We start from the raw sequence: 17,672 nt of genomic DNA on the forward strand, positions 1-17,672 counted from the left end.
TGTGTAGCTTATAAGCTATTTTAATAGGAGGTTTTCATCATGGATAAGACCATACAAGATCTAGTGAATCATCAAACCGAAAAATATATTCTACCTTTTCTATGGATGAGAGGTGAAGAAGAACAAGTTATACGAGGAGAAATTGCTAGAATTTATGATTGCGGAATAAGAGGGATCTGTGTTGAAGCGCGGCCGCATCCTGATTTTGCAGGTCCGGGCTGGTGGCATGACCTTGATATTGTTATGGAAGAAGCAAAGCAGCGGGGAATGCGTGTTTGGGTATTAGATGATGCCCATTTTCCAACAGGCTATGCTAATGGGTTGATCGAAAAGAAATATCCATTTCGAAAGAAAACGTATATAAACTATAATACTGTTGATGTATTAGGTGCGCAAAATGAAGTCACGATACATATTAACCCGATGTTAAAACCAAAGACCTCATGGTTAGATATTGGTAAACCAATAGACAAAGAGGAGCAGAAAAATAAATAAATTAATTAGTGTTGTGGCAGGAAAACTAGTTACAGATGGAATGATTAATGAAGATCTAATCGATTTAACTGACCGTGTAGAAGGTGATTTTTTAACCTGCACTTTACCTGAAGGGCCATGGCGGATTTATGTGATTTATGAGACGAAAACCGATGGCGGCAACCCGAAATATATAAATATGATTGATGAAGACTCTGTCAGTACGCAGCTTGAAGCTGTCTATCAACCACATTTTGAACGTTATAATGACGAGTTTGGGAAGACATTTGCTGGGTTCTTCTCAGATGAGCCAGCATTCGGTAATGTAAATGGGTTTGATTTTAATGAATCGATTGGAAGAAGAGACATGACATTACCTTGGAGTGAAGAGGCAAAAACTTTGCTATCAGAATCTCTAGGGGAACATTGGAGAGTGTTCTTACCCTATTTATGGAACAGTTCCGAAGAAATGAATCATTGTGTCCATACCCGTTATACCTATATGGATATTGTTACCCGCTTATATGAAAAGAACTTTAGTAATCAATTAGGGAAATGGTGTGAAGAACACAATGTTGAGTATATCGGGCATGTAATTGAAGATAATGATCAGCATAGCAGATTAGGAAGTGGTGCAGGTCATTTCTTTAGAGCATTGTCAGGCCAGCATATGTCTGGAATTGATGTAATTGGCGGGCAAGTGATTTTTGGAGGTGCAGGGTTAGAACGTCGTGGTATTTTTAAGGGGGATGGTGAATTCTATCATTACACTCTTGGAAAACTCGGCTCGTCCTATGGTCATCTCGATCCGAAGAAAAAAGGGCGAACCATGTGCGAATTATTTGGTGCTTATGGATGGAAGCTTGGTGTTAGAGATATGAAGTATATTTTGGACCATCTCGTTGTCCGTGGTATCAATTACCTTGTCCCACATGCTTTTTCGATGCGTGAATATCCTGACTTCGATTGTCCTCCGCACTTCTATGCTCGTGGACATAATCCACAGTTTAAACATTTTGCTCATCTTATGCACTATGCTAACCGTTTATGTCATATTTTTAATGGCGGCAGACATGTTGCCCCTGTAGCTGTTTTGTATCACGGCGAGAGTGAATGGGCGGGTGAATATTTGAAAATGCAAAAACCAGCTAGAGCCCTTACCGAAAATCAAATTGATTTTGATTTTGTTTCGCTTGATATGCTGAATAACTTAGAATCTTATAATGGAAAGTTGGAGAATAATCATCTAATTATAAATGGCGAAGAATTTAAATGCTTAGTCATTCCTTATAGTCAATATATAACGAAAGAGCTGGCTGCTTTTATTAAAAATGCAGGTGGTTTGGAAATTATTTTTCTAGACGGTAAACCAGAAGGCATTTCTAATGTCGTCGATAAACAGGAAGTTTCAGAACTATTAAAGTCTATTGAAACATGCAAAGTAGTGTCAATTAGTGAGTTGGCTTCTGAACTGAGGGCTAACGGAATTTTTGATATAAAGTTAACGAACGCATTTAAGGATTTAACCTATTATCATTATGTAAAAGAAAATAATATATACATGTTTCAGAATGAATCCGCACATGAGACCTTTAGTGGAGATATTGAATTATCGGGTGGAGAATTTGTGATAGTCTATAATGGACTTGAAAATAAATTCGAAAAGTTAGCAGTTAGGAAAGAAAACGGAAAAAGTATTATTTGTCTCGAGTTAAAGCCTTATGAATCTTGTGTTCTATTTGTGAGTGCCGAAACCCTAGGCGGTGAGTATGAAAAATATCGGCCTTGCTCACTTAAGCTTAATGAATGTGGAGAAAGAAGAGATTTATCTAAAGATTGGAATTATTCTTTGGTAAAAAACATTGAATATCCGAATTTTGGCAATGTACATCATCTGAAAGAGTTAGTGCCTATTTCCAAAGAACACCCAACTTTTACAGGAATCATTAAATACGAAAAGGAAATTGAACTAGTAGAAGTACCGAACCAAGGAATATTATCTTTTGAATATATATATGAGGCAGTAGAACTATGGATTAATGATGAATACGTTGGGATGAAGGTTTGTCCGCCATATGTTTACGATGTGGCAAACTATTTTAGGAAAGGCATCAATACGATCCGGGTAGAAGTAGCAACTACATTAGACAGGGATCGCTTCAATCATCCAGAACCTCCATTTATTGTATGGCATGATCCTATTGATCCAACCGGTATGTTTGGAAAAATTACGTTGTCCCTTTCATGACAATATTAAAAAAGGTGTGTTACCTGAAATGCACACCTTTTTTAACCGTTCTATTTATTAATTACAGGGGAGGAGTTTAATGAAATATCCATATGAAAGTGTGGTCATCAACGAAGAGGTTCCTATGTTGATGCTAATGACAAGTGTGAGATATGTCGCTATGCACTGGCATGACAGGATTGAATTTTTATTTGTTCTGAGTGGCAAAATCCAGGTTCTTGTGGGAAGTGAGGAGTATTCCTTAAAAGAAAATGACTTGCTGCTGATTAACAGCAATGAGGTTCATGGAGTGGAAGCAAGTGAAGATAATCGGGTGCTGCTGCTTCAAATTCCCTTATCGTTTATTAAAAAATGGTATCAAAACATTGAAGTGGAGTCTTTTCACTGCCAATCCTTTATTGAAAACGAAAATGGCATGTTTAATTATATTCGTCTCTTGATGGTCCGATTAATGCTGACCTTAAGGAAAAAAGAATTAGGTTATGAGATTAAAATTCATTCACTGCTTTTGGATATCGTTTACCATCTTATTAGCAAATGTAGAGTAAGTAATCATAAACAGATCAACAGAAATAGCAGTAAAGATATCGAACGTCTAACAAGAATCACAAACTATATTCAAATGAATTATATGCAACCGATTACCCTCAATGAGATTGCGGATAATGAGGGATTGACCGTTCCTTATTTATCACGATATTTTCAGCAACATATGGGACAGCCTTTTGTAAAGTATTTAAACGGGATTCGACTGGAACAGGCAGTAAAGTATTTACTGGAGACCAATTGGCCAGTTATTCGGATTGCCATGGAGTCAGGTTTTTCCAGTTTGAATACGTTTCACAAACTGTTTAAAGATACCTTTCATACAACCCCCTATCAGTTCAGAAAAAATCAGCAGAAAACCTTGAGTAACTCTCTTAAAAAAGAGGTAAAAGGAATTGAAGGTTATGAATATACCGAAGAAGACGATCTTAATGAATTGGAAAAGTATATTCAAAGATTAGATATAAACATTAGACCAAGCGTTAATACTTAGCAGAATTGAATAAGGCCGATTCACCGCAAAGACGATGAAACTTTGCGGTTTTATTTTTGATAATTACCTATTTTCAGAAAATATCAAAAATTAATATGATTATTCTTAATAAAATGAACGTTTTCTAGTACATTCCTCCTTATAATTAGAGGTACATGAACCGATGGTTAAAATAATATAACCATTTGAAAAAAGGGGGGATTACTAAAGAGTTTTATTGATTTGGACGTAGATGCTACTCAAAAATGATAGCGGTTTCAAAAATAAAAAATGGGGGTTCTTGAATGCAGGAAAATAAAAAATTAATCAGTATAATGCTTGCTTGTTTTTTACTAATTCTTTCAGCATGCAGTTCGAATAAAGAGAGTTCTACAAATGAAAGCTCAGGTTCGGGGGAAAAAATAACTGAGGTGAATATGGTCTTTTTTACTACTGAAATACCCAAAGATCTCAAACTAGTACAGGATGAAATTAACAAGATATCAGAGGAGAAGATCAAGGTTAGGGTGAAATTAACACCCATTAATATAGGTAATTACGTTCAACAGATGAATTTGATGTTATCTAGCAATGAAAAAGCAGATTTAATGCTTGTTACCTCCTTTTTTGGCTATACATCACAAGTAGCTAAAGGACAATTATTACCATTGGATGATTTGGTAGATAAGTATGGTACGGATATTAAAAAGACAATGGATCCGGATTATTTGAATGCTGCCAAGGTTTCCGGAAAATTGTATGCAGTTCCAACTCTTCGAGATATGGCAGGAGCACCTGGTATAAATATGCGCAAGGACTTGGTAGATAAATATAATATTGATATAAATAAGATTAAAACACTGGATGATGTAGAGTCTGCTTTGAAAACGATCAAGGGAAATGAGAAAGGGATCACTCCAATTGTTCCTTTTCAGCCTGGAGCCCAGCCAACCGTCGTTTATAACTGGTTCGATCCGCTAGGTGACACGATGGGAGTTTTACCTAACTACGACAATAATATGAAAGTAGTAGACCTATATGAAACAGATGAATATGAGCAGTTTGTTAAGACAATGAGAAGATGGTATCAGGAAGGACTTACATTAAAAAATGCAACCACGAATGCTGATCCTGGCACATCGTTAGTGAAGTCAAATGTAGGTTTTAGTTATTTCAGTCCTCAAAAACCTGGAATCGCCTTACAAGAATCACAAATTACTACTAAGCCAATTGTCACTACTTCACTTTCAAAACCAGTTACAACCACATCTGCCGTAACCACCATGATGTGGGGAATTCCACAGAGCTCTCAGGTCCCGGAAGCAGCAATGAAATTTCTAAATTTAATGTATGGAAACAAAGATATCGTAAATTTGCTAGACTGGGGGATTAAAGGAAAGCATTATGTAAAAGTATCGGACAATGTGATCAAGTATCCAGAGGGGATAAATGCAGGAAACAATGGTTACAACTTAAATATGAGTTTTGCAATGGGGAATTCTTTCCTATCTTATGTGTTCGAAGGGAATAATCCAAACCTATGGAGCGAAACGGAGGAGTTTAATAAAAGTGCAATTAAATCTAAAGCACTTGGATTTAATTTTGATAGTTCATCCGTTAAAACGGAAGTTACAGCGGTTACCAATGTCGTAGGTAAATATGCTCTAGGACTTGAATCAGGTATTTTAGATCCTAATAAGAGTTTACCTGAGTTCATTAAAGGTTTAAAGGCTGCTGGCATTGATAAGATCATTACAGAAAAACAGAAGCAATTAGATGAATGGGCAAAAACTCAAAAATAAGCTTGTATAATAAACCAAAAAAAGGCGCAAGGACATTGCGCTTTTTTTGGTTTTTTATAGTATTTTGGAAAAGGTTAAAAATAACACTATCATTTTTAATCTATTATCGATACCAAAATGACGAATCTTTGAAAAAGGACGAAAATCTATATCCCATCAGGATAATTAATGTAAGGGAATATATCAAATAACTTGATAAGATATAAATGTAAGCGAAATCAATATTTAAATGTTTTGATTCTACTATAAACATAGGAGGATATGACACGATGAAGCTTGGATTTAACAGCGCAATTCTAAATGAATGCACCTTTGAAGAAGTTATTGACTATGCAGCTGAAAACGGTTTTTCATGTGTGGAGCTTTGTGCATGGCCGAAAGGGAAAGCGGCCCGTAAATATGCAGGTGTTACCCATCTTGATGTCGATCACTTAGATGTGGATTATGTCAAGAATTATACCGAAGCGAAAGGAATCAAGATTTCTGCTATTGCTTATTATCCAAATGCTTTAGATGAAGATCCAGAGAAAAGCGAATACTACGCTGCCCACATCAAAAAATGTATTGAAGCAGCACGCAAATTGGATGTTAACATGGTCACTACCTTTATTGGCAGGAACCAAAAGAAAACGGTCGAAGAAAATTTAGAAACAATGACAACAGTTTGGAGGCCTGTCGTACAATTCGCTGAAGAGCTTGGTGTCAAGATTGCGATTGAAAACTGTCCGATGTTATTTACTTCAGATGAGTGGCCAGGCGGACAAAACTTAATGACAACACCAGCCATCTTCCGCCGCGTATTTGAATTAATTCCAAATCAAAACTTTGGACTGAATTTTGATCCATCGCATTTTGTTTGGCAGCAAATGGACTATATCAAACCTATATATGAATTCCAAGAGCGGATCTTCCATATCCATTTTAAAGATATAAAAGTCTATAAGGACCGCCTAAACGATGTAGGAATTATGGCCACACCACTTGAATATATCTCGCCTAAATTACCAGGCCTTGGAGATGTCAATTGGGGTCAATATGTATCTGCTTTAACGGATATTGGCTACCGTGGATATGCCGTCATTGAAGTAGAGGACAAGGCATTTGAAGATTCACTTAAATCGAAAAAAGATTCGATTAATATTAGTAGAAACTATTTGAGTCAGTTTTTTGCTTAAATAGATAAATTTATAAATCTAATAAAATTATTTTATAACAAAAAAGGAGAATGAAAATTATGGGTAAATTAAGAATTGGTATTATTGGCTGCGGTGGTATTGCAAATCAAAAACATTTTCCAGCTTTATCACAATTTAAAGAAATCGCTGAAATGGTGGCATTCTGTGATATTCAAATTGAACGCGCTGAGAAAGCCGCAAAAGAATATGGAACTGAAGATGCAAAAATTTATGTCGATTATAAAGAGCTATTAAAAGACGAAACCATCGATCTTGTACATGTATTAACTCCAAACGTAAGCCATAGCCCGATTACAGTTGCAGCATTTGAAGCAGGTAAACACGTAATGTGTGAAAAACCAATGGCACACAATACAGAAGCAGCTCAAAAAATGATGGATGCTTGGAAAAAATCCGGCAAGAAATTCACAATTGGATATCAAAACCGCTTCCGTCCAGAGGTTCAATCTCTTTATAAAGCTTGTGAAAAAGATGAGCTTGGAGATGTTTATTTTGCAAAAGCACATGCCCTTCGTCGCCGCGCAGTGCCAACATGGGGTGTATTTCCTGATAAATCACAGCAAGGCGGAGGTCCACTAATAGATATTGGTACACACGCTCTTGATATCACTTTATGGATGATGGATAATTACAAACCAGTTTCGGTAACAGGTTCTGTGTTCAATAAATTAGGTAATCTACCAGAAGCTGTTGAAGGAAATATGTTCGGCCCATGGGATCCAGAAACATATGAAGTGGAAGATTCAGCTTTTGGTTACATCAAAATGGAGAATGGAGCAACGGTATTCCTTGAATCTTCTTGGGCACTTAATGTACTAGAATCAAGAGAAGCGGCTACAACTCTTTGTGGAACAAAGGCAGGAGCACAAATCGATTCCGGCATGAGCTTCCGCAACAATGAGTTAATTTATAATACTGCACGCAATGGTATGTTAACAGAAGAGAGAAACTCTGCAGGTGGAGCGATTGCATTCTTTGAAGGCGGATCCAATAAACCAGAAGTACTTGAAGCAAAACAATGGTTAGAAGCGGTTAAATATGATAAAGAACCACTAGTAAAACCAGAGCAAGCATTTGTTGTTACAAAGATTTTAGATGCAGTTTACAAATCTGCTGAAACTGGAAAAGAAATTGTTTTTGAACAGGAACCAGTTGCAAGCAAATAGGAGGTGGACCTAGTGGCATTTAGTATGAAATTACCTTTCGTCGATGTTGTTTGCGATGAAAGTTTAAAAAATACCTATGTGAATGGGAAAAAGTTGGGATATGAATTCCAAATTCGATTAAGTAACTATCGCGGACATTACTTATCCTGTATTGAAGAGTTTGTGGTTACCGTTGATGGTAACGAAGTGAATTCAGATGATATTACGTTTGGTTTGAATGAGAAAGAATTTACCTTAAGACAGCTGCCAAGTCTTATTTCGGAGTTTTGGAATTTGATAGATCCAGCTACGATAAGTGTATTTGCACCTGGCGGTTTAACAGAAGGGGAACATCATATCGATGTAAAAATGCTGTTACGTATTCCATATATGGCTGTTCCGGGAAGAAAGACAGAGCGTGAATATGCTGTATTAGATTCTTGCGGAAGCAAAACATACAGGTGAGAGATTAGCAGAAAGGAGGTCAGATCAGTTGAGTAATATTAAATTAGGTGTGTCTCTTTATAGCTTTACTGACGAATATGTGAAAGGTACATTTACATTAGAGGATTGTATTCGTACCGCAGCTGAATTTGGAGCGGAAGGGTTTGAATTGGTAGGTACGCAAATGCTGCCATCTTACCCGTATGTAAGTGACAAGGTATTAAATGAATTTAAGGCCATGACGAATCACTATGGGATCGAATTTATTTCTTACGGTGCTAATGCAGACCGTGGATTAAGAACTGATCGTGATTTAACAGAAGAAGAATTGCTTCAGTCGTCAATTATTGATTTGAAAACAGCGAATAAATTGGGTTGTAAAATCATGCGTGCTCAATATCTTATTGGACCATCAGTTTTTGCTAAATTAGCGCCATATGCAGAGGCTTATGGTGTCAAGGTAGGAATTGAAATTCATAATCCTGAAACGCCAACATCACCAAACATCCAGAAATTCACCGAGGTAATTGAAAAAACAGGATCACCATATCTTGGATTTGTCACTGATTTTGGTACTTTTGCGACTCGCCCTAATAAACCACATTGGGATGAGGCCTTAGCGAATGGAGCACCTTTAGAATTATTAGAAATGGCAGCTCAAATGCGTTATGATGATGTACCGATGATGGAAGCAAGACAACGACTACTTGATGCTGGTGCAAATGGGGCTGTCATGGGTGCTTTCCAAGGAATGTATGGCTTTGTAACCTTCTACAATGAACCGGATTATGAAGGGTTAAAACAAATCATGCCACACGTGATTCACTTTCATGGAAAATTCCATTATATTGATGAGAATTTGGAAGAAGCAAGCATTCCATATGATAAGATCTTACCGATTATTCAAAACTCTGATTTTGATGGCTATATTGTATCAGAATATGAAGATCATATCTCTGGAAGAGCAGTAGAAATGACCAAACGCCATTTACAAATGGAGCGGAAATTATTAAATAAATAGATTATAATAATACAGGTGGGTATTCACCTGTATTATTTTATAAGGCGGGGAAAAGATGAAAAAGTTAATTGGTATTGATTTAGGCGGCACGACGGTTAAATTTGCGTTCTTAACCGAAGAGGGCGAGATTCAACAAAAGTGGAGTATGGAGACAGATAGTCAAAATGAAGGAAAGAATATCGTTCCAAACATTATTGAATCGATTAAACATCGTCTTGATTTGTATGGGCTTACAGCCGATAATATTTTAGGAATTGGAATGGGGTCTCCTGGGACAGTTGACCGTGAAAAAGGGACAGTTATTGGAGCTTATAATTTAAACTGGAGTACCTTGCAGCAAGTAAAAGAACAAATAGAACAAGGAACAGGAATTCCTTTTGTTATTGATAATGATGCCAATGTTGCGGCATTAGGCGAACGCTGGAAGGGTGCCGGTGAAGATGGGACCGATGTTGTTTTTATCACACTTGGAACAGGTGTCGGCGGCGGAATTATTGCAGATGGTAACTTAATTCATGGAAAAGTAGGCGCTGGTGGGGAAATTGGCCATATTATCGTCGAGCCGGATGGCTACCAGTGTACATGTGGAAATCAAGGTTGTTTGGAAACAGTCGCTAGTGCAACTGGTGTTGTCAGATTAGCCAGGGATTTTTCAGAAAGATATGCTGGGGAATCTGAATTGAAGTGGTTAATTGATGATGGACAAGAAGTTACGGCAAAGACCGTATTTAACCAAGTAAAACGTGGCGATCAATTGGCCGTCATCGTTGTTAATAAATTTTATTATTATTTAGGATTGGCTTGCGGAAATATTGGAAACATCTTAAACCCTGAAACGATTGTTATTGGCGGGGGAGTGTCAGCTGCTGGAGACATGCTGTTAAAAGGGGTAGAAGAATATTTCCAAAAGTTTGCCTTCCCGACAGTAAGAACTAGTACGAAACTGAAGCTTGCTCAGTTAGGGAATGATGCAGGAGTTATTGGAGCGGCATCGTTAGTGAAACAATCTAGGAACAGTTAATAAAAACCAAGCCAATACATACAGGTTATAATAGTATCTTGTATGTATTGGCTGTTAAGAATAAATTTTAATATTCATATACTTGAATTCTATAAGCTGAAGGCATATCTTTTAACTGTATCATCATTCTTTCGTCACCGTTTAAAACACGTCCTTCTTTCCATTCTCCGTTAACAAATTTACCTTCTTCCAATTGTAGTAATTCCACATGTGTATTTTTTCCTGGTTTTGAATAGAATTGAATCTTAAACATCGTTCCAAAGACGATGAATTCATTTTCCGAAAGTTCAAAAATCATTCCTCCTGAAGTTGGCTTATATGGTGCTTTTGGCATATAAGAAACGAGAATATCATAAGCGTCAAAATGTAGCAGTTTACCAAAGTCATGTTCATTTCTTTTTACAAAACTCTGTAAATGACTGGTGTTTCTATATTCAAAATAAAGCGGTTTGATATTTTCTATAATGGAATAGCTCTTGGCAAGATAAGCCGCACTGCCCTCAATTTCAAATGCTGACTGATCAATATTTAATGCCATCATTATTTCTAGAGGTGGTTTGTCGATTTCTTCCGGATTCATCAAAAGTTCTTCAATGCCAAATGGTGCATAACAAATAGCGTTACAACCGACAACAGCATATAGGGCATATGTAGCAGATACAGCATCTTTACGGACCTCTGGAATGAATAATGGATTGCCATTCTGACTATATTGATCCAATACATCAGGTACATATGGAACATAAATATCAGGTGCCAGACAAAATAGAGAAGGAGCCATTAATTTCCACATTTTATGCATCTTCATTACAGGACCGCCGCTTGGATAGGTTCCAGCACGCCACGGGAATTGTTCCAACCATGCATTGGCATAGCATGGAAGAGGATATGCCTTTTGACCTGCATTAGTAATTTGCTCTACTGCAGATGAAAAATAATAAGCCATAAAGTATTCACTTGCATCATAGCCAAATGCTTCTTTCCACGTTCCAGAAACTTGGAATTCTTCGGCAACGCATTGCGGAATTTCTTGGGAAAAAGCTTCATTTGCTTTAATAGAATAATCTCGATCCGTCCCTAAAAGTCCAATTTCATTTTCAACCTGCATTACAATAACCGTATTTTCTTCTGAATCAATAGATTTGATAAATCTCATTAAGTTATAAAATGCATTTGCATCTTTTTCAATTGCGGCTTTACATAAAGGTGAAATGGTATTTATTGCATCACCGGTTGGTTTACAAGCACGGAAATATGTTCTAGTATCTTTTTTCATCCAGTGGGGCACATACATAGATTCTGAATTTTTCCATAAGCCAAACCAAAGGAAAATAAGATGCATGTTATTTTCACGCGCCTGGTTGATCAGTCCTTCAACAATGGTAAAGTCAAATTGATTCTCTTCGGGCTCAATTAATTCCCAGTAAACAGGGACAATAACAGAATTCATATTTAATGTTTTTAAATTAGGCCAAACATATTTTTCCATGTATTGCAGGTTCGAGGCACTGGAATTATGGATTTCTCCCGCTAATGCAATAAAGGGGTCGTCATGAACGTATAATGTCGGAATATCATTGTTCTTTTTAATATGAGGGATAGTAGACATGATTAAAGCATCCTTTCATGATAAGATTATATTAATATCTTAATAAATATTATTGTTAAAAAAAATCTTAAAATATTATAGTGAATATGAATATATTAAGCTCGGGATGGTGTGTTCTTAATTATGAATAAGGTCTTTTTTACAAAATACACAGAACAAAACTTAAAACTTCCTTTTGTTTTATATTCTTTAGGTTTAAATCATAGGCAGGAATACATAAACAGACCCTCAGGATTGCCATTTTTTCAATGGATTCAAGCTATCAAGGGAAGCGGTGTGCTAGAAATAGACACTAAACAGTATGTTGTAGAGGAAGGAAGTGGGATGTTATTCTTCCCAAACGTTGGTCATAAATATTACGGAGTGAGCAAGGAATGGATTGTTCATTTCATGTGTTTTACAGGTTATGGGACAAAGGATTTGTTTGAAAACATAGGAATTAAGCAATCCGGTATTTATAAACTAACCGATATTGAAAAGGTAGAGCAATATATGGAAGAATTATTTTTTATTTATAGTCTGGATAGCCGAATGGAAATGTATGATTTTTCAAGAGTACTTTATGAAATTTTATTGGAAATTGTAAAATCAACATCATTGCTAAATGAGAAGTCCCTTCTAAATCAGAATAAGAAAGTACATCTAGTTATGGACTACATAAATGAGCATTTTAAAGAGCCTATTATGTTGGCAGAATTAGCAAAAATGGCTGGTTTGTCAAAAGAATATCTTTGTCAGTTATTTAAAAAAATGAATGGATTCTCTATTTTTGACTATATTACAGATGTTCGTTTAGCCCATGCGAAAATTTTACTCATAAATGATAGGAACGAGAAAATCAAGAATATTAGCAGATGGTGCGGGTATGAAGATGTTAGTTATTTTGGGATGGTATTTAAGAAAAAAGAAGGTATGACACCAGCGAAATTCCGAGAACTGCATTAGGAAGTTGGAACTGTCAAGTATGGATAAAAATCACGCTATGATTTTTATCCTTTTTTATTTATTAAGAATGAAAGAGACAAAATGAAATAAAATCTATATCTATTAAGATAAATAAGTAAAGGTATTTAGCAGAAATAAACTTTATAGTTAAAGTGGAAGCGGTATCAATTGTAAATTGAAAAGGAGAGTAAACTGGAATGAATAATGAAGCTCGGAATCTTAGCAAACCAAAACGAGGAGTTTCTCTTTATAGTTATGCGGGCGAATTTGGTGTAACCATGACATTAGAAGACATGTTTGCCGAAATGAACGATATCGGCGCAAGAGGATTAGAAATATTAGCAAACTCACATATTGAAGGCTACCCAAGTCCAAGTGAGGAATGGCTGGAAACTTGGGATAGATTAATAGAAAAATACAATATTGTACCGGCAGAATACGGACATTGGGTCGATTCACGCTTGTATGAGGGAAGACATCTTACTTCAGAAGAATCATTACAAATGTTGGAACGTGATTTCAAACTGGCAAACAGACTTGGATTTACCATTCTTCGGACCAAATTAGGCGTAATCGATGATAATCTTACTCCCGTAGAAAACTGGCAGGAATTTATCAAAATGGCGCTTCCGTTAGCAGAACAGTACAATGTCCGTATGTGCCCGGAGATTCATGCTCCAACACTTTTGAAATCTAAGATGGTAGACGATTATGTTGAGTTTATTAAAGAGACAGGAACAAAGTTTTTGGATTAAACATCGACTTCGGTGTATTTGAGACACAAGCTTTACCTGCAAGTGAATGGGGTCCCGATGATTTTATCATGCCTCCATCTGAACATAGTCCAGTAGAGGACATTATCCCATTGTTACCATATGTGTATTGCTGTCATGCTAAATTCGTAAAAATGTCAGATGATTTTGAAGAGACGACAATTCCTTATGAAAAAATCATTAATACCCTAATTGAGCATAACTGGGACGGTTATATGGTAAGCGAGTACGAAGGCCCAAACAAAGACGTGACCGGCTACGCCAAAGAACAAGTTCGGAAACAACATGTAATGATGAAAAGAATTTTGGGAGAATAAGAGAAAGGGTGAATAGCTATGACTATGTTAGAAAAACCTTGCATCCAATCGAGAGGATTAAAAAATGTCGAGAAAAATGGAAAAATCATCGGCTTCCAGGTTAATATAAGATCTTTGTATTATCGAGGCCTCTGGCTCTCTCAATTACGCCCAGCTACGGTTTCAGTAGATGGGGAAACTTTTTCTGGCGATCAGATCACATGGACAATTAATGGTGATACCTACACACAAGCTGAAATGTCTTCACTTGGAGATGTTCATTGGGGTATTTTAGAGCCAGCAACGCTTACAGTAGCAAAAGAAGGCGGACTAGAAGCCGGGAGCCACGATATTGAAGTAAGCTATACGTATAGCTGCTCCTATTTTCCTCCAGTTGCTGATACGGTTCTTGGTGCCGGCACACACAAGAGGATATTAATTTTGGTTTGATTCTTTTTGAATTTTTCAGAGAGACAGTTTTATACTGTCTCTTGGTATTTGTGAGGAGGTAAATAATATATGAATTTGATAGATACAAAATACGGAACCATTTCTGGAGTGAATTTAAATATGACAAAACAGTTAATGAATCCAATTTTACCGGGATTCTATCCAGACCCTTCCATCTGTCGGGTAGATGATGATTTTTATATGATTACCTCGAGTTTTTCTCTCTTTCCAGGCGTCCCAATCTTTCACTCTACAGACTTAGTAAATTGGGAGCAGATTGGTCATATCCTTGACAGAAAATCGCAGCTACATGTTACGGCAGATCATATGACAACGGGGATTATGGCACCAACATTAAGATATAACAACGGTACCTATTACATGATTACGACGAATGTTAGCGATAAGTGGAACTTTATTGTGACGGCTAAAGACCCTCGTGGTCCCTGGTCAGATCCTTACTGGCTCAAGAATTGCCCTGGGATTGATTCATCTTTATTTTTTGATGATGATGGGAAAGCATATCTTACAGGTACAAGAGAGGATACAAATCCGGACGGTACAATTGCTCAGGGGATTTGGGTTAGTGAAATTGATTTAGACCGGATGTGTCTTGTTGGAGAAGCACGGACAATTTGGGGAGGGGCCTTAAGAAATTGCGCTTCACCAGAAGCTCCGCATCTTTACAAAAAAGACGGCTACTATTATTTAGTGATTGCTGAGGGAGGTACAGAGCACTTCCATGCCGTAACGGTTGCACGTAGTAAAACTATTTTTAATGATTTTGAGGGCTATGCGGGAAATCCCATTTTAACTCATCGTCATCTCGGAAAACATTATCCGATTTGCAATGTGGGCCATGCGGATTTGGTTGAACTGAAAAACGGTGAGTGGTATGCCGTCATTCTCGGTTCTCGTCTAATTGAAGGCTATCATAAGAATCTTGGACGTGAAACCTTTATTGCACCAGTCGTATGGGAAGAAGGATGGCCCGTTATCAGTCCTGGTACAGGTAAAGTCGAATGGAGTTATCGGGCGCCAGATCTTCCTGCAGATTCAGAACGAGTAATTCCAGTGAGGGATGACTTTGAAGGTGAGAAACTTGGTATGGATTGGGTCTTCTTTGGGACCCCTTATGAGAATTTTTACTCGCTTTCAGACAGTAAGCTGACGATGAAACTTCTTCCTCGTTCCATTAGCCAGGAGATACGTAAAGTCGACATTACTGCGACAGAAGTGGATAAAAATGTCTCAACCCTTGGGTTTATTGGGCGCAGACAACTGCATGCCAATTTCAGTATGGCAACAAAGATGAACTTCCTAGCTTCCGAGGAGAATGAGACTGCTGGTTTAGCGATTATGCAGGCTTGTAATCATCAATTCCGGTTGGAGCGTTCGTTGGAAAAAGGAAAGCAAATATTGAGGCTGGTCCAGTGTACGAGCGAGATAAACGGCTACCCTCATCAGCCTCAATTTCAATGTATAACAACAGAAAAGGAGCTTGCTAAAACTGAAGTAGAAGGTGAAGAAATCATCTTCAAGGTTTCTGCAGAGGGTCAATCGTATAACTTCTATTTTGGAAAAGAAGAGGAAAATCTCCAGCTGCTTTATGAAAATGCAGATGGCAGGAAATTAAATCCTGAATCAGTAGGTGGTATGGTTGGGACCATGCTTTGCATGTTTGCTAGTTCCAATGGTAAAGAAAGTGAAAACAGTGCGGAGTTCGAGTGGTTTGATTACACAGAAACTGGATTAAGCTGTAACGTGCAGGCAATTCTTCATGTGTAAAATGATTAATAATAGATGGTAATTAAAGAGGTTAAAAATCATAAGTAGATTTTTAATCTCTTTCTTTAATTTGAAAAAAATCAATAAGTTAGGTTAAAAATTGCTACGCAAAAGGATTAAAAAAGTGAAATTAAATTAGTGATTAGGAGGTGTATGATGAAATTAAATAAGGTTTTAATTTTAAGAATAGGAGAAAATTGATGCAAAGGTTTACGTTATTAAGAAAAATGAATATGCCATTATTAATTCTGATGGTGAATATTTTTATTGCCCTGCTCGGGGTAGGGTTAGCAATTCCTGTTCTCCCGAAATTTATTCTAGACCTAGGAGCAACTGGTAAAGACCAAGGTTATCTCGTAGCTGCAACGGGGTTGACCCAATTTCTGTTTTCTCCGTTTGGTGGGAAGTTATCAGATAAATATGGGAGAAAAATCATTACCATTGCTGGTTTAGGAATTATCATGCTGTCACAGCTAATGTTTAGTTTTGCCTCAGATTTATGGCTTCTCTATTTTTCCCGGTTAATAGGAGGAATCGGTATCGGAATACTAGTACCTGCAAATATGGCGTATGTCGCCGATGTTACAACAATTGAAAATCGTGGGAAGGGAATGGGGTTATTGGGAGCGGCCATTTCGCTCGGCTTTGTTATTGGCCCAGGGCTAGGTGGATTCCTAGCTGAATTTGGGATACGTGTACCGTTTTTTGCCTCTGCTTTTGCTGCAGGTATCGCAATGGTTGTTTCATTCTTGTTCTTACCGGAGACATTGTCAAAGGAACAACAATATGCCGCTAGGAACTCTAAGCAAGAGAAAGATGGAATGGTTCATGATATTTTAAGATCTTATAAGGTGTCTTACTTTGTATTGTTATTACTGGTTTTAACAATGACATTTGGTTTAGCAAACTTTGATGCAATTTATGGATTATATGTTAGCGAGAAATATGATTATACACCTAAAGATATTTCTATCATCCTAACTGTTGGTGCCCTGGTAGGGGTAATAATCCAGGCTGCGTTGGTAGATTGGCTGCTTCGTCGTTTTGATGAGATTAAAGTTATTAATACTTGTTTTATCCTCTCTGCAGTATCAATGGTTTTTGTATTGCTATCTGGAAACTTTCTATACATGTTGATTATGAATGTATTTTTTTTCTTATTTACTTCTATTCTTCGCCCAGCGATCAATACGTTGTTATCGAAAATGGCAGGTAAAGACCAAGGTTTCGCTGCTGGTATGAATAATGCCTATAGCAGCTTAGGAAATATCATTGGGCCTTCGTTAGCAGGTATATTATATGATGTTTCCTATAATATACCCTTTGTGTTTGGTGCATTTATTTTACTAGGAAGTATGGTTATGTGTGCGATTTGGAATCAAAAAGCAAGAAGGAATTCTGATTTTATCTCGATAATGAGTGGGCAGAACCAATCTTCCTAA

The 17,672-nt window shown here is 37.0% G+C and carries 16 protein-coding genes; 15 read left to right on the plus strand and 1 reads right to left on the minus strand.

Features of this window, described 5'->3' with window-relative positions:
* Positions 1 to 39: 39 nt before the first annotated feature.
* The 9 genes from AAHB15_RS04635 to AAHB15_RS04675 all read left to right on the plus strand — a co-directional run bounded on the left by AAHB15_RS04635 (position 40) and on the right by AAHB15_RS04675 (position 10,369).
* The gene (locus AAHB15_RS04635) at positions 40 to 495 is read left to right on the plus strand and encodes a hypothetical protein (RefSeq protein WP_342041837.1); all 456 of its coding nucleotides are present in this window, start codon (positions 40 to 42) and stop codon (positions 493 to 495) included.
* 13 nt (positions 496 to 508) lie between these two features.
* Positions 509 to 2,722 (plus strand): glycosyl hydrolase, encoded by a 2,214-nt coding sequence (locus tag AAHB15_RS04640; protein WP_342041838.1) that lies wholly within the window; start codon positions 509 to 511, stop codon positions 2,720 to 2,722.
* A gap of 79 nt (positions 2,723 to 2,801) precedes the next feature.
* Positions 2,802 to 3,761: an AraC family transcriptional regulator gene (locus AAHB15_RS04645; protein WP_335573859.1), complete on the plus strand. Its 960-nt coding sequence runs from the start codon at positions 2,802 to 2,804 to the stop codon at positions 3,759 to 3,761.
* 284 nt (positions 3,762 to 4,045) lie between these two features.
* Entirely contained in the window at positions 4,046 to 5,542 is a 1,497-nt protein-coding gene (locus AAHB15_RS04650) for an extracellular solute-binding protein (RefSeq protein WP_342041839.1), read from the plus strand.
* Positions 5,543 to 5,811: 269 nt separating this feature from the next.
* Positions 5,812 to 6,717, plus strand: coding sequence for a sugar phosphate isomerase/epimerase family protein (locus tag AAHB15_RS04655; RefSeq protein WP_335573857.1), 906 nt, complete (start codon positions 5,812 to 5,814; stop codon positions 6,715 to 6,717).
* A 59-nt stretch (positions 6,718 to 6,776) separates the two neighbouring features.
* On the plus strand, positions 6,777 to 7,904 hold the full coding sequence (locus AAHB15_RS04660; RefSeq protein WP_335573856.1) for a Gfo/Idh/MocA family protein: 1,128 nt from the start codon (positions 6,777 to 6,779) through the stop codon (positions 7,902 to 7,904).
* Positions 7,905 to 7,916: 12 nt separating this feature from the next.
* Entirely contained in the window at positions 7,917 to 8,348 is a 432-nt protein-coding gene (locus AAHB15_RS04665) for a C-glycoside deglycosidase beta subunit domain-containing protein (RefSeq protein ID WP_342041840.1), read from the plus strand.
* A gap of 28 nt (positions 8,349 to 8,376) precedes the next feature.
* A complete protein-coding gene (locus AAHB15_RS04670) occupies positions 8,377 to 9,348 on the plus strand; it encodes a sugar phosphate isomerase/epimerase family protein (RefSeq protein WP_342041841.1) in 972 nt (323 codons plus the stop codon).
* Between the two features lie 55 nt (positions 9,349 to 9,403).
* Positions 9,404 to 10,369 carry an ROK family glucokinase gene (locus AAHB15_RS04675; protein ID WP_342041842.1) on the plus strand — a complete coding sequence of 322 codons (966 nt, stop codon included), beginning with the start codon at positions 9,404 to 9,406 and terminating at the stop codon, positions 10,367 to 10,369.
* Positions 10,370 to 10,436: 67 nt separating this feature from the next.
* Here the strand turns inward: AAHB15_RS04675 and AAHB15_RS04680 are convergent, their stop codons facing one another.
* The gene (locus AAHB15_RS04680; protein WP_342041843.1) at positions 10,437 to 11,978 is read right to left on the minus strand and encodes a DUF5597 domain-containing protein; all 1,542 of its coding nucleotides are present in this window, start codon (positions 11,976 to 11,978) and stop codon (positions 10,437 to 10,439) included.
* Between the two features lie 123 nt (positions 11,979 to 12,101).
* Between AAHB15_RS04680 and AAHB15_RS04685 the strand changes: the two genes are divergently transcribed.
* From AAHB15_RS04685 to AAHB15_RS04710, 6 genes are all read left to right on the plus strand, one after another.
* Complete coding sequence (locus AAHB15_RS04685; RefSeq protein ID WP_342041844.1) at positions 12,102 to 12,923, plus strand: AraC family transcriptional regulator; 822 nt, start codon at positions 12,102 to 12,104, stop codon at positions 12,921 to 12,923.
* 197 nt (positions 12,924 to 13,120) lie between these two features.
* Positions 13,121 to 13,678 (plus strand): sugar phosphate isomerase/epimerase family protein, encoded by a 558-nt coding sequence (locus AAHB15_RS04690; protein ID WP_342041845.1) that lies wholly within the window; start codon positions 13,121 to 13,123, stop codon positions 13,676 to 13,678.
* Positions 13,679 to 13,746: 68 nt separating this feature from the next.
* Positions 13,747 to 14,013, plus strand: a complete 267-nt coding sequence (locus AAHB15_RS04695; protein ID WP_342041846.1) for a hypothetical protein — start codon at positions 13,747 to 13,749, stop codon at positions 14,011 to 14,013.
* An 18-nt stretch (positions 14,014 to 14,031) separates the two neighbouring features.
* Positions 14,032 to 14,442 carry a C-glycoside deglycosidase beta subunit domain-containing protein gene (locus AAHB15_RS04700; protein ID WP_342041847.1) on the plus strand — a complete coding sequence of 137 codons (411 nt, stop codon included), beginning with the start codon at positions 14,032 to 14,034 and terminating at the stop codon, positions 14,440 to 14,442.
* Positions 14,443 to 14,511: 69 nt separating this feature from the next.
* Positions 14,512 to 16,230 carry a glycoside hydrolase family 43 protein gene (locus AAHB15_RS04705; RefSeq protein WP_342041848.1) on the plus strand — a complete coding sequence of 573 codons (1,719 nt, stop codon included), beginning with the start codon at positions 14,512 to 14,514 and terminating at the stop codon, positions 16,228 to 16,230.
* A gap of 200 nt (positions 16,231 to 16,430) precedes the next feature.
* The gene (locus AAHB15_RS04710) at positions 16,431 to 17,672 is read left to right on the plus strand and encodes an MFS transporter (protein WP_342041849.1); all 1,242 of its coding nucleotides are present in this window, start codon (positions 16,431 to 16,433) and stop codon (positions 17,670 to 17,672) included.

Origin of the sequence: Bacillus sp. OTU2372, from assembly GCF_038440275.1 — a bacterium.
GTDB lineage: Bacteria > Bacillota > Bacilli > Bacillales > Cytobacillaceae > Neobacillus > Neobacillus bataviensis_B.

Coding starts and splice junctions, on each gene's coding strand:
- AAHB15_RS04635 (WP_342041837.1), top strand. CDS start 40: ATGGATAAGACCATACAAGATCTAGTGAATCATCAAACCGAAAAATAT.
- AAHB15_RS04645 (WP_335573859.1), top strand. CDS start 2,802: ATGAAATATCCATATGAAAGTGTGGTCATCAACGAAGAGGTTCCTATG.
- AAHB15_RS04650 (WP_342041839.1), top strand. CDS start 4,046: ATGCAGGAAAATAAAAAATTAATCAGTATAATGCTTGCTTGTTTTTTA.
- AAHB15_RS04655 (WP_335573857.1), top strand. CDS start 5,812: ATGAAGCTTGGATTTAACAGCGCAATTCTAAATGAATGCACCTTTGAA.
- AAHB15_RS04660 (WP_335573856.1), top strand. CDS start 6,777: ATGGGTAAATTAAGAATTGGTATTATTGGCTGCGGTGGTATTGCAAAT.
- AAHB15_RS04675 (WP_342041842.1), top strand. CDS start 9,404: ATGAAAAAGTTAATTGGTATTGATTTAGGCGGCACGACGGTTAAATTT.
- AAHB15_RS04680 (WP_342041843.1), bottom strand. CDS start 11,978: ATGTCTACTATCCCTCATATTAAAAAGAACAATGATATTCCGACATTA.
- AAHB15_RS04685 (WP_342041844.1), top strand. CDS start 12,102: ATGAATAAGGTCTTTTTTACAAAATACACAGAACAAAACTTAAAACTT.
- AAHB15_RS04690 (WP_342041845.1), top strand. CDS start 13,121: ATGAATAATGAAGCTCGGAATCTTAGCAAACCAAAACGAGGAGTTTCT.
- AAHB15_RS04695 (WP_342041846.1), top strand. CDS start 13,747: ATGCCTCCATCTGAACATAGTCCAGTAGAGGACATTATCCCATTGTTA.
- AAHB15_RS04700 (WP_342041847.1), top strand. CDS start 14,032: ATGACTATGTTAGAAAAACCTTGCATCCAATCGAGAGGATTAAAAAAT.
- AAHB15_RS04705 (WP_342041848.1), top strand. CDS start 14,512: ATGAATTTGATAGATACAAAATACGGAACCATTTCTGGAGTGAATTTA.
- AAHB15_RS04710 (WP_342041849.1), top strand. CDS start 16,431: ATGCAAAGGTTTACGTTATTAAGAAAAATGAATATGCCATTATTAATT.